Annotated in this window: 10 protein-coding genes; 4 read left to right on the top strand and 6 right to left on the bottom strand. The window is 45.0% G+C overall.

The annotated features are described in order from the left end of the window. Nucleotides 1-159 precede the first annotated feature (159 nt). Genes NSQ20_RS19885 through NSQ20_RS19895 form a run of 3 tightly spaced genes read left to right on the top strand, consistent with a single transcriptional unit; the run spans nucleotide 160 to nucleotide 3,440 of the window. Nucleotides 160-834 carry a response regulator transcription factor gene (locus NSQ20_RS19885; RefSeq protein WP_036607568.1) on the top strand — a complete coding sequence of 225 codons (675 nt, stop codon included), beginning with the start codon at nucleotides 160-162 and terminating at the stop codon, nucleotides 832-834. Continuing rightward, nucleotides 819-1,916, top strand: coding sequence for a HAMP domain-containing sensor histidine kinase (locus NSQ20_RS19890; RefSeq protein WP_340030704.1), 1,098 nt, complete (start codon nucleotides 819-821; stop codon nucleotides 1,914-1,916). Before NSQ20_RS19885 ends, NSQ20_RS19890 begins: the two co-directional genes overlap by 16 nt. A gap of 51 nt (nucleotides 1,917-1,967) precedes the next feature. Beyond that, nucleotides 1,968-3,440 carry a serine hydrolase domain-containing protein gene (locus tag NSQ20_RS19895; protein WP_340030705.1) on the top strand — a complete coding sequence of 491 codons (1,473 nt, stop codon included), beginning with the start codon at nucleotides 1,968-1,970 and terminating at the stop codon, nucleotides 3,438-3,440. A gap of 197 nt (nucleotides 3,441-3,637) precedes the next feature. On the opposite strand, the gene leuD is transcribed toward NSQ20_RS19895, so the two are convergent. The 5 genes from leuD to NSQ20_RS19920 all read right to left on the bottom strand — a co-directional run bounded on the left by leuD (nucleotide 3,638) and on the right by NSQ20_RS19920 (nucleotide 10,336). Further along, nucleotides 3,638-4,240 carry a 3-isopropylmalate dehydratase small subunit gene (gene leuD / locus NSQ20_RS19900; protein WP_036607574.1) on the bottom strand — a complete coding sequence of 201 codons (603 nt, stop codon included), beginning with the start codon at nucleotides 4,238-4,240 and terminating at the stop codon, nucleotides 3,638-3,640. 31 nt (nucleotides 4,241-4,271) lie between these two features. Beyond that, nucleotides 4,272-5,693, bottom strand: a complete 1,422-nt coding sequence (leuC, locus tag NSQ20_RS19905) for a 3-isopropylmalate dehydratase large subunit (RefSeq protein ID WP_074095602.1) — start codon at nucleotides 5,691-5,693, stop codon at nucleotides 4,272-4,274. A 365-nt stretch (nucleotides 5,694-6,058) separates the two neighbouring features. Continuing rightward, nucleotides 6,059-7,516: a glycoside hydrolase family 1 protein gene (locus NSQ20_RS19910; protein ID WP_340030708.1), complete on the bottom strand. Its 1,458-nt coding sequence runs from the start codon at nucleotides 7,514-7,516 to the stop codon at nucleotides 6,059-6,061. Nucleotides 7,517-7,561: 45 nt separating this feature from the next. Next, nucleotides 7,562-8,401 (bottom strand): PRD domain-containing protein, encoded by an 840-nt coding sequence (locus tag NSQ20_RS19915; protein WP_074095604.1) that lies wholly within the window; start codon nucleotides 8,399-8,401, stop codon nucleotides 7,562-7,564. A 36-nt stretch (nucleotides 8,402-8,437) separates the two neighbouring features. Beyond that, the gene (locus tag NSQ20_RS19920) at nucleotides 8,438-10,336 is read right to left on the bottom strand and encodes a beta-glucoside-specific PTS transporter subunit IIABC (RefSeq protein WP_340030710.1); all 1,899 of its coding nucleotides are present in this window, start codon (nucleotides 10,334-10,336) and stop codon (nucleotides 8,438-8,440) included. 361 nt (nucleotides 10,337-10,697) lie between these two features. On the opposite strand from NSQ20_RS19920, the gene NSQ20_RS19925 reads away from it, so the two are divergent. Then, nucleotides 10,698-11,618, top strand: a complete 921-nt coding sequence (locus NSQ20_RS19925; RefSeq protein ID WP_076318119.1) for a LysR family transcriptional regulator — start codon at nucleotides 10,698-10,700, stop codon at nucleotides 11,616-11,618. Between the two features lie 510 nt (nucleotides 11,619-12,128). Here NSQ20_RS19925 and NSQ20_RS19930 read toward each other — a convergent pair. Beyond that, complete coding sequence (locus NSQ20_RS19930) at nucleotides 12,129-12,950, bottom strand: carbon-nitrogen family hydrolase (RefSeq protein ID WP_340029078.1); 822 nt, start codon at nucleotides 12,948-12,950, stop codon at nucleotides 12,129-12,131. Between the last annotated feature and the right edge of the window lie 71 nt (nucleotides 12,951-13,021).

Here is a 13,021-nt window from a genome sequence, read left to right on the forward strand (position 1 = left end):
ATCATCCGGTTACAACGTTGTCATATTTAGTCGGAAACTGAGTGGCAAAAAGGTTACTTTCTCCATTCGTCCAGTTCCCAAAATCATATGGAAATTACATTTCTCATCCATTTTTGCTATGCTGAGTTCAAATACTTGAATACAGGAGACTGAGCCTTGATGCCTAAAATACTGATCGTGGACGATGAAGCAGATCTTCGAAAGCTACTGACTGATTATTTTGAAATTAACGGTTATTCCGTGATGACAGCCAAGGACAGCCGGGAAGCGCTGCGGAAAGTGGAAAAACAACCCGATCTTGTTTTGTTAGATATCAACATGCCTGAACAGAACGGCCTTCAATTATGTGAAAAAATTCGCGACTTTGTCTCTTGCCCGATCTTATTCTTAACGGCTCGAATCGAAGATGCTGATAAAATAGCAGGATTTCGTGCCGGAGGCGATGACTATATCCTGAAACCTTTCAGCATTCGCGAGTTGGGCGCCAGGGTCGAAGCACATATACGCAGGGAACAACGAATCCAAACTAAATCTTCGGTAAGGTTTAACAATGAATTGGTCATTGATTATACGGCCAGGGAGCTTTACTACCTGGATAAGCGAATTTCACTGCCCAAAAAAGAGTTTGATATTGTCGAATTGCTGTCCACGCATCCTGATATGGTGTTTGGAAAGGAACGCATATACGAAAAGATTTGGGGCATGGACGAGCAAGGTGACAGTAACGTCATCGCAGAGCATATCCGGCGAATTCGCTACAAATTAAAGGAATACGGCTGTGATAATCAAATCGAGACCGTTTGGGGAGTAGGGTACAAATGGCCAAGTTCATGACTAGACTCCTGTTTTTAAAGCGATTGTCCTTGCTACAATCTTTTATGCTGTTGTGTGTGGTCACACTCATTGCCGTGCTTGCCGTTATAACTTTGGAGTTTGCTTGGGCGGAGAACCTGCGGCTGCGTTTCGGAGAAACGGATTGGGTGATGCCCTCCCTCGTCACGGCGGTTCTGCTCACCGTAGCGACTGGTATTGTCACCATGGCCGTTCTATTTTACAGATGGAAGCTAAAACGTCCGCTGGAGCTATTAAAACGAGCATCCAAGAACATTTCGGCCAACGATCTAGACTTCAGCATTTCCTATGACAGCCAGGATGAGATGGGCGAGCTGATCGCGCTATTTGAAAACATGCGCTCACAATTGGAAAAAAACCTTAAGACACTTTGGCGTTCGGTTGAAGAGCGCAAGCAGATCAATGCTATTTTTGCCCATGATCTGAGAACACCCCTGTCCGTGTTAAAAGGAAACGCCGAGCTTCTCTCCACCTATCTTCCTGAGAAGAAGTTGTCGGAAGAAAAGGTGCTGGACTTGATCCATACTATGAACCTTCACATCTTGCGTCTGGAGAGTTATGCAGAGGCCATGAACTCCATTCAGAGGCTGGAGGATGTGCCGTTGAACTTCCAATCGATGGATACGATCTCATTGACGGCTTTGCTGGATGGCAGCGCTGAACAAATCGCGAAACAGTTCGGTATTCGTTTCGTCTCATCCGTGGAATATGATAATGCCTCAGTAAATGTAGATCCCTATCTCGTCATGCAGATTTTCGAGAATATAGTGGCTAATGGGGCGAGATACGCAGCCAGTCAAGTGAACGTTCACTATGACGTTCAGGGAGGCATTATGAAGATTACCGTCTCAGAGGACGGTTCTGGTTTCTCTGAGGAAGCCCTGAGTAAGGCTATGCTCCCTTTTTACCGAGGAGAAGTATGGGATGCAAGCGAACATCGCGGGCTGGGCCTTTACGTTTGCAAGGTATTTTGCGAAAAACATGAAGGTAGTCTTCGGATTGCAAACGGTCCTAACGGAGGTGGAAGCGTCACGGCAAGTATTGGGACCCGAGTTGATAAATAGTTGAAAATGATCTGATAACATCTCCTTATCTTGAATTCAAGGAGTGTTATCATGCTAAAACTGAAAAAAAGAATGTATATCACATTTAGCTGCTTGTTGTTATGTACCGCGTGGGCGTCCCCCTTATCCGCCAATGAAGCCAGAGACAGGACAGAAGTGCTGCAGGAGATCGACGAATATATGAATCGGAGCATGAAGGCCAATTACATTAAGGCTGCTTCACTGGCGATTGCCAATAACGATGAGGTCTTTTACGCAAAAGGCTACGGGACATTGGCGGACGGCCAGAAGGTTACGGGCAACACCCCTTTTCCCATTGCTTCACTTAGCAAGTCCTTTACTGCATTGGCTGTTCTGCAGCTAGTGGACAAGAGTCAGATCGACTTGGATGCGACTTACGCTTCCTATTTTCCAGAGCTTTCTCCACAGGACCCCCACGTTCTTGATATCACGGTCCGTCATTTACTGAATCAGACAAGTGGTCTCAATGACAAGATTAATCCCGATATGACAAAGACTCCGCAATTCCAATCACTGGCTGAAGCGAACCAATTATTAAACATGGTTCAACTTGCCCATATCCCCGGAACAGCCTACAGCTATCATAATCCCAATTACGTGCTGCTGGCGAACCTCGTGGAAAGTGTTAGCGGAGAGCGCTTTTCGGATTATCTGAAAAAACATATTTTTGAACCGTTAGGAATGAATCATACCTTCAGTGTCAATACAACGCAGCAATTCTATGAGAATAATACTATCCCGCTAGGACATTACCTGAGCTTGGGACGCGCTATAAGTCAATCCGAAACGCTTTGGTTCATTGAGGGCCCCGCCGGCATCGTTTCAACCGCAGAGGACATGTCCCTATGGATGCTTTCCCAATATAATGGCCGCCTCGTTTCCCCTGTGCTGATGAAACAATATCATGCCTCAGGAGCGATCGGTCCGTACGGCATGGGCTGGCTTGCAAACCAAGATGCGTCTAACGGCCAAACGATCTCCCACAGCGGCATTTTCTGGACCTACAAGTCCGAAGAACAGGTTTATTTGAACGAGCAAATGGGCATTGCCGTAATGTTTAATTCTGGTATAAACGCTTATGTGAATTACTCGGCATCTATTGATGGAATAGCGGATATTATGAGGGGGCAGGAACCCCAAACCTCTTTTGTAAACGGTCGGAATATGGAAATGATCATGATTGCGCTGATCATCGCTACGCTTGCATGGGGCATCTACGGCTATTCTCGCATACTTCGGAGCAACCAACGCCTAACGATCAGAAAATTGATTCTGATCACGGTCGGAAGACTGATCCCAGTTCTAATTCTCTTATCTCTGTCCCACCTGGTTACGTTTATCGGCGGAGGACGTGTGCTGCCTTGGTTTGGCATCTGGACTACCCTATCAACTCCAATCATATGGCTTATGGTATGGTCACTTGTGAATTTCGTGCATTTGGCTTGTTATATCTATGTCTATTTTCAAAATACAAAAAACGACCCTTTGGAGTTACCTCAATAATCGATTTTTAGGTTCTCTATTTAGTCAGCTGTTATTGTATCTGTTGAAGTATTCGGTCAAGAAAAATCAGGAGTTCTATGTATAGCTGACTTATTAAGCTAATTTACTTCTGAAACTACAAAAAGCTTCTGTCTCACCGATGGGAACAAGGTCCCTTGGGCGAGGCAGAAGCTTTTTGCTATGCGATACTTTAACGATTAACCGAACAGTTTTGCCGCGTGGCGTTGTTCATAAGCAGCGATTTCATCATCATGTTGAAGAGTCAGACCGATATCATCCAATCCTTGCAACAGGAATTGACGACGGTGCTCATCCAGATCAAAATCGATATGCAGTCCGTATGCATCAGTAATCGTTTTGTTTTCCAGATTTACATTCATCTCATAGCCTTCATGTGTCGCTGTACGTTGGAACAAGTCTTCAACTTGCTCTTCTGACAACTTGATTGGCAAGATTCCGTTCTTAAAGCAGTTATTATAGAAGATGTCTGCATAAGATGGAGCGATGACACAACGGAATCCATAGTCCAAAATCGCCCATGGTGCATGCTCACGGGATGATCCACAGCCAAAGTTGGCACGTGAGATCAGGATGGATGCCCCTTCATAACGAGGTTTGTTCATTTCGAAGGAAGCATTATTGTTGCCCTCTTCATCAAAACGCCATTCATAGAACAAAAATTGTCCAAATCCGGTACGTTCAATCCGTTTCAGAAACTGTTTTGGAATGATTGCGTCTGTATCTACATTGACCCGGTCTACCGGTGCAACGATGCCTTGTAATGTTTTGAATTCTTCCATATTAAACGTTCTCCCTTCTGTCTGTTATAGATTAGATCGCTGCTTCTGTTTTGAAATTCCAGTCCCGTACGTCCACAAAGTGGCCCTTAACCGCTGCTGCTGCTGCCATTGCCGGAGATACCAGATGCGTACGTCCTCCGCGTCCTTGGCGTCCTTCAAAGTTACGGTTGGACGTCGAAGCACAACGTTGACCTGGCTTCAATACATCCGGGTTCATTGCCAGACACATACTGCATCCCGCATCACGCCATTCAAATCCAGCTTCCGTAAAGATTTTATCCAAACCTTCTTGTTCAGCCTGAATTTTAACACGTCCTGAGCCTGGTACAACAATTGCTGTAACCTGACTGGATACCGTGTGACCTTTAGCCACTTGTGCTGCTGCACGCAGATCTTCGATCCGTCCATTGGTGCAAGAACCGATAAATACATAATCAATTGGAATCTCGGCGATTGGTGTTCCCGGTTCAAGTCCCATATATTCAAGCGCTTTTTCAGCCGCTTTACGTTCGTTTTCTGTAGGCAGTTCAGCCGGAACAGGAACTTTCGAAGAAATGTCGGTTCCCATGCCAGGGCTTGTTCCCCAAGTTACTTGCGGAATCAATGTCTCCACATCGATTTCAACCATATGGTCGAACTCGGCACCTTCATCGGTTACAAGCTGTTTCCAACCTGCTACAGCTTCGTCGAATTTGGCATCCGCTGGTACGTATTCACGTCCACGCAGATATTCAAATGTTGTTTCATCCGGAGCGATCAATCCTGCTCTTGCTCCACCTTCGATGGACATGTTGCAGACCGTCATACGCTCTTCCATGCTCAACTCACGGATGGATTCGCCTGTGTACTCAATAACATAACCTGTTGCAAAGTCTGTACCGTATTTGGCGATGACTGCGAGGATCATATCTTTCGCGGTTACACCCGGGTTACGTTTGCCGACAAAACGAACTTCCATCGTTTTGGCTTTTGCTTGTTGCAAACATTGAGTTGCCATAACATGCTCAACTTCACTTGTTCCGATTCCGAATGCCAGTGCGCCAAACGCACCGTGTGTGGACGTGTGACTGTCACCACATACAATCGTTTTACCCGGGTGAGTCAGACCCAGTTCAGGTCCCATAACGTGTACAACGCCTTGATCAATCGTGTCCAGATCATACAATTTCACGCCGAAATCACGGCAGTTTTGCGAAAGTGTATCAATTTGTTGTTTGGAGATAGGATCTGTAATGTTGAAACGGTCTTTCGTTGGAACGTTGTGGTCCATTGTTGCAAATGTCAGTTCAGGGCGACGAACTTTACGTCCGCTGAGACGAAGACCTTCAAATGCCTGTGGAGAAGTTACTTCGTGCACCAGATGCAGATCGATATACAGAATGCTTGGTTTGCCTTCTTCTTGATGAATTACGTGATTTTCCCAAATTTTCTCAAACATCGTTTTTTTACTCATCATTTTCACCTCATTATAAGTTCGGTCCTTGGAAGAGCCTCTGTTTTCTTTAAAAAGTGAAGCTCTTGAATGACATAAATATATCACCCTGTCCTTCATTGTTCCAAGATATAATATCTATAGATGTAATAGGTTTAACCTATAATGAGAGAAAGACAAATAAACCACTGCTCATCGCAGAGGTTTCAATTGATAACAATTATCATTATCAGATAAGTCTTATACTACGTTCCCGCCTCTGCGCTGTCAATGCTTTTTATCTAAAACATAAAAAACAGCCCTGAATCCAGAGCTGCTTTGCTAGTTTCTGTTATGAAATGAAAAGAAAAGACGCCTTCTATGAGAGTGCTTGTCCGACTACTCTATTACAAACCGTTTTTTGCAATCACATCTTTGTACCAATAGAAACTCTTCTTTCGTTTTCTCTCCAGTGTTCCATTGCCGTCATTATCCTGATCTACATAAATAAAGCCATATCGTTTCTCCATCTCTGAAGAAGAATAACTAATCAGATCAATTACTCCCCAACTGGTATAGCCGAGCAGTTCAACACCGTCCAGAATCGCCTCATGCATCTGTTCAATGTGAGAGCGGAAGTAATCAATACGATAATCATCCTGAATGCTACCATCCGCTTCAATCGTGTCTACCGCCCCAATTCCATTTTCAACGATAAACAAAGGCACCTCGTAACGACTATACAGTTCATTCAGTGAGATGCGCAGACCTACCGGGTCAATCTGCCAGCCCCAATCATTCGTTTGCAGATACGGGTTCTTCACCCCTCCAGTTGTATTGCCACTCACCTGCTCCAATCGGTCGCCATCCAAACTTGATACCAGGGACATATAATAACTGAATGAGATAAAGTCCACAGTGTGTACTTTCAGAATCTCTTCATCCCCCTCAAGCATATCCAGGTTAATCCCTTTTTCGGAAAAAAATCTCTTCGTAAAGTACGGATACGCTCCACGCACCTGTACGTCCGTAAACATAAGATTGAATTGATTATCCCGGGAAGCAACAAGTACGTCTTCGGGATTACATGTATGAGCGTACGTTGTCAGTTTGGTAAGCATACATCCAATCTGGGAACCGGGAATGATCTCATGACAGTATTTCACTGCGAGCGCACTCGCTACAAATTGATGGTGTAACCCCTGATATACAGCCTGCTCCACATTTTCGAAACGCTCCGGCACAATACCACCACTCGTAAACGGATGACGAACAATGCTGTCAATTTCATTAAATGTAATCCAATACTTCACTTTGTCCTTATAACGGGTGAACACGGTTTTACAAAAGTGAACAAAATACTCGACAACTTTCCGATCCGTCCATCCACCATGGTGATTCACCAGATACATCGGCATCTCATAATGCGACAACGTAATTAATGGTTCAATCCCTTGTTTCAGCATGCCATCAATAACGCGGTCATAGAACTGCAAACCGGCTTCATTCGGCTCTGTTTCGTTGCCATTCGGGAAAATTCGGGTCCAAGCAATAGATAAGCGCAACGTTTTGAGACCCATCTCCCCAAACAGGGCCAGATCCTCCTCATAGCGGTGGTAAAAATCAATGCCTCTGCGTTTCGGATATTCTCTGTCCGAGGTAGACTCCATCGCAGTTTTGATCTGTTCTTCATTGATCGCATTATGTTTTTTATACTCACTCTTGGCTACACCTTTTCGATAGATAGCAATGTCGGCTGTAGACAGACCTTTGCCATCCACATTCCACGCTCCTTCTGCCTGATTGGCAGCAATCGCTCCTCCCCATAGAAAATCTTCTGGAAACGTTCTTGTTGTATTGGTCATTGTGTATTCCTCCTTGGATTATCTCTGTAACTCTTTGATTCTTGCTCAATTGCGACTCATGACCCGATTGATATGAATAATCAAATACATCATCTCTTCATTGGAGATCGTATGTTCAAACCGAGCTTCAATATAATCCTTGATTAGCAGTACGCAGGCTTCTTCCTGGGGATATTTATTCGCGATCTGCTCAAAGAGCTCATGATCCTGTGTGTTTAATGTTTTATGCTCAAAAAGCCGTTGAATGAAAAACTGCAAATGGGTCAAAAAGCGTGAATAGTTGATGCTGTGTGTATCCAGCTCCACGTGATAGTGAATTTTGATAATATTGAGTACATCCTTGACGGTATTGGTCATCATCATGACCTGATTCATATTGTCATCATTCTGCTGCGCATTAACGAGATGAAAGGCAATATTCGCCGCTTCCTCTTCAGGCAGGGAGAGTCCAAGCTGTTTTTGAATGAGAGACAGACCATGCAACCCGATGCTGAACTCCTGCGGATAGAACTTTTTCACTTCCCACAACATTCGGTTCTGGATCGTCATATTGTCCTTGAATCGCTTCATGGCCATATACAGATGATCCGTTAATGCGACATAGAGATGATCACTCAGATGGCGGGACAATGTATGTTTGGCATGGGAGATGATTTCGTCAGCCAGAATCAGATATTCTTTTGGCGTTTCCTTCATCAGGGCGGTGAGATCCGAAGAGATCGTTTCATTTTCAAGGACATAGATCTTCTCGATCTCATCCTCGCCCACGACATCTCCCGGTTTGCTCCTGTAGCCGATGCCCTTTCCCATCACAATAATTTCCTTGTCATCCTCAACACGTCTGGCAAGAACAATGCTCGAATTCAGTATTTTTATGACTTCCATATCAGGCTGCCTGCCTTTCATTCATATTTCAGCGAGTTATAACACCGTAATTAATGGTTTCCCCGGTCCTGTTGTCGCCGCAGTTTCATTGCCCAGTATCTCCAGATAATCTGATGAATTGGTCACAATTACAGGGGTCGTCGTGTCATAACCTGCCGCTTGTATAGCTTCAAGATCAAATTCAATCAGGAGTTGACCATGAGAGATCTGTTCTCCTTCATTCACTTTTACATCAAAATGCTGGCCTTTCAGTTTCACCGTATCCAATCCGACATGAATCAGAATTTCTACACCTTCTACCGATCTCAGACCGATGGAATGTTTGGTACGGAACACCGTCTCAACGGTACCATCAAACGGGGCAAACACCTTGCCAACACTTGGCTGAATGGCCATACCTTGTCCCATGGCTTCTTGCGAGAAGGCCTCGTCCTTCACCTCTCTTAATGGCAGAACTTTACCTTCCAATGGAGCAAAAACGATCTTTTTCGATTTGATCCCTTTGGATGGCTGGATTTCAGATTCGCCTCTCGCTTTGTTTGTAGGACTGCCTGCTATCGACACTGCTGTTGGAACAACATCCTGAAATCCAATGACATATACAGCGACAAACGCGACAATGGCAGAGATCAGCATGGTAATGATCGCATAGATAATATTCATATGATCTTCACTGATAAACATAGGCATAGATGCAATCCCCGGACCCACGGCAGCATATGCCTTGAGATTCACGATACCTGCGAACAACCCAGCGACTCCGGCGCCGATCATGCAGGCAAACAGCGTTTTCTTGAGCCTTAAATGTACACCGTACAGAGCAGGTTCCGTGATACCGAATACACCTGAAATTCCTGCAGACAAAGCGACTTGTTTCAGCTTGATGTCTTTGGTTTTGAATGACACCGCCAGTGCGCCTGCTCCCTGCGCCATATTGGATGCCAGCATCGCGACCAGCACCAGTGTTTCATATCCAGGTGAAGCCAAGGCTGCGAAAATAATGGGATAAAATACTTTATGCATACCAAACATGACAATCAGAGGCATCAGTATAGCCATAATAACAACGGTCAACCATCCAATCTTATCCTGAATCCAATAGATCAGGTTGGACATTCCCGTTCCGAGATACATCCCCAGAGGTCCAAGTACAATCAGGGCAACTGGAGCAACAATGAGAATAACAATCAAAGGTTTAAGGAAAATTTTGACCGGTCCTGGTGAGATCTTGTCCGCGAACTTTTCAATGTAAGACATGAACCAGACCGTTAAAATAATCGGTACCACGGATGTCGCATATTGAACGGATGCAACAGGTATGCCAATAAAGGACACCGGATCTTCACCGCCAAGTAGACCAATCATATTCGGGTGTAACATGATTCCACCAAACAGAACGGCAACAAAGGGGTTCGTTTTAAATCTATTTGCACTGGAATAGGCCAGTAGAATCGGAAGAAAGTAAAAGGCAGCATCAGACATGACACTCAAAACGGTATATGTCTGGCTCTCTTTAGACATCAGGCCGGTCACGGTCGCCAGTAGCAAAAGTGCCTTAAGCATGCCCGAGGCAGCAATGGCTGGGATAATAGGTTGGAAAATGCCTGCAATGACACTGGCAAAAGTATTAAACAGTCCTTTGGGGCTATAATCCGCTTTTTGTTTCTCCTGAATTTCGTTTGATTGCCGAGTATCCATCATCTTGGCAAGTTCATTGTAGACGTACGCGACGTCATTACCGATAATAACCTGATATTGTCCGCCGCTATTCACTGCGCCAATAACACCATCAAGGCTCTTAATTTCTTGGGTCTTCGCCATATCCGGATTCTTCAGGGTAAGTCTGAGCCTGGTAGAGCAATGAATTAACGTGTTGATATTATCATTGCCACCGACCAGCTCCATAATCGATTGGGCTAATTGTTTGTGATTCATGGTGCACCTCCGTTTCTTGATGGGAACAAAAAAAGACCTAAAAAGGGTAGGAAAAGAGAAACTCTTCCCACCCAATCTAGGTCTTGCCTGCCGAACAGTAACACGCCATCGTTGGATGAATGTTATTCAATTATATGAACGAAAAAGAATATGAACATTTGAAATGGTTCTGTGCTAACACTTGAAACTGGTACACATGAAAACGTTGATTTTGTTTTACCCGGGTAAGTAGTTCTTATTAAGCGTTTTCAAAATTAGTATAGCAACTCTTCTGATGGAGTGCAAGCGGTTAAGCGAAATTAATGATTTCTTCATCTGTAATGATATAATGGTGGCATAACGAAAGGAATGACCGATGACGATGGAATTCAGACAACTTCAATATACGCTGCAAATTGCGGCCGAACGCAATTTCTCCCGGGCAGCAGAGAAGCTACATATTGCCCAGCCTTCATTAAGCCAGCAATTATCCAAATTGGAAAAAGAATTGGGTGTGCTACTGTTTCAGCGTAATACAAGTACCGTGGAGTTAACCCATGCGGGTGTTACGTTTGTCGAGCAAGCCCAGAAGATCGTAGATGCTGTGGAGCTATTGCGTCAGGAAATGTCCGATATCTCCCAGCTTCGCAAAGGTAAAGTCGTTGTAGGCAGCATGCCGATCACGGGATCACACCTGCTCCCACACGTGCTTCCTGCGTTCCAACAAGCTTATCCCGAGATTGAGGTTACCTTATTGGAAGACTCCGGGCTTACGCTTGAGAAATTGACAGCAAGTGGCAAAGCAGATCTCAGTCTGTTATCTCTTCCTTTACAAGAGCCAAGTCTCGCCTATGTTGCCATTGGAGAGGAAAAGATTGATCTGGCAGTTCCCCCGAATCACCCTTTGGCACGCAGGGCAGATCCGGAACATCCGCTTCCTGTGCGAATTGAAGAGCTTCGGGATGAACCGTTTGTTGTGTTGAAAAAAGGGCAGGGCTTCCGCAAACTTACATTTGATCTCTGTGAGCAGGCTGGTTTTGATCCCCAAGTTGTGTTTGAGAGCACAAATATTGAAACCGTTCAGTCGCTGGTCGCCACTGGTATGGGCATTACACTGGTTCCACGCTTTATCGCCCGTGCGCCGCGCAGTGAGTTCGTGCCTGTGTATGTGCCACTTGCTGAGCCTACTCCTAGCAGAACACTTGTTGTGGCTTATCGTCAAGGAAGAGTGCTGTCGAAGGCAGCCGAAGCATTCATCCATACGTTTCAACAAACCGTGACCGAACTGTCAAAGGGAGACTAAAAAATTTCTCCTATGGGTATGGGTACATTTCATACTGAAACAAAACAAAGGCTTGACCCTTATGGGCCAAGCCTTTGTTATATACTCGTTTCCCGCATCCGCAGGATAGAGTTCTTACATTGCAATCACAGTAACTGGTTACAGTACAATGTTGCTTGTTAAGTTGTTTAGCTACAATGCTAATTTATAATGTTAACGTAGAAACGTACATAAGAAAACTTCATGTCTGGCGGTTTATTTACGCAAATTACGATCGCTTGTCAGCCTGTTTTGCTGATTCATTACACGGCCTTCGTCCTGAACAGTTGAATCAGGGGGTGATAGCCCTCCTGCTCCATTCTCTAAGAATGCCCTTAAGTGATCTTCCCTTGTGTTATCCTGTTCCAGTCTCCTGAGCGTATCTTTCACATGGTTGTCCATTGATTGATCATCTCCTTGGTAACGGGATAGTTATCATTACCCGCGTCCTGGAAGAATAAACACTTTTTCTGAAGAATTTTATTTCAGTTTTTATTTTCCGCCAAAATAAACGCCAGGTCGACGGTCTTCAAATACGGGAATACGTCCGCGAACCTCATCTACCAGAGATGGACGAATAATTCCGGTCACGATCTCTTCCCCTTCGCCACCTTCAGCCACAATCTCACCCCAAGGATCAATGATGAGGGAATGTCCGAAAAATTCGGTCTCTCCCCCTTTACCTACACGGTTACATGCGATCACATACATCTGATTCTCAATCGCTCGTGCGGTAAGCAACGTACGCCAGTGGTGCAAACGAGGGTTCGGCCATTCGGCCGGTACAATCAATGCCTTGGCACCATTCAAAGCAAGGGTGCGGGCAAGCTCCGGGAACCGGATGTCATAACAGATCGAAGCACCCGCTGTAAGACCGTTCTGCAATTCAAAAATTTCAGGTTCCGCACCAGGCTGTAAATATTTCTCCTCGTCCATCAGACGGAACAAATGTAATTTATCGTATCGTGTTACCTGTTTTCCTTCACGATCATAAGCGTACATTGTATTGTATATTTGACCATCCCGTTTCTCGGCAATTGAACCGCCAACGATGGAAATTTGATGTTTTTGAGCAAAAGCAGACAGCCATTCCCGAGATTTCTGGCCTTCCGGGTCAGCGAGTTCATGAATTTGAGTCAAAGCGTATCCGGTATTCCACATCTCAGGTAACACAGCCAGCCCCAGATCCGGATATTGTTCTACCGCACGCTCAAGCAACGTCTGCATATGTTTATGATTGGCCTCAGGGTCTCCGAGCTGAATATCGCCCTGAATCAGGGCTACACGCATTTCTCCCTGTTGTTTTTCTGTCATGACAAGCACTCCTCTGAACCGTAATACCTGCTATCATAGCTTGATCCTCCTGAGGACTGCAAGCCTGTTTT

The sequence above is a fragment of the Paenibacillus sp. FSL K6-1122 genome (assembly GCF_037977015.1).
Classification (GTDB): Bacteria; Bacillota; Bacilli; order Paenibacillales; family Paenibacillaceae; genus Paenibacillus; species Paenibacillus amylolyticus.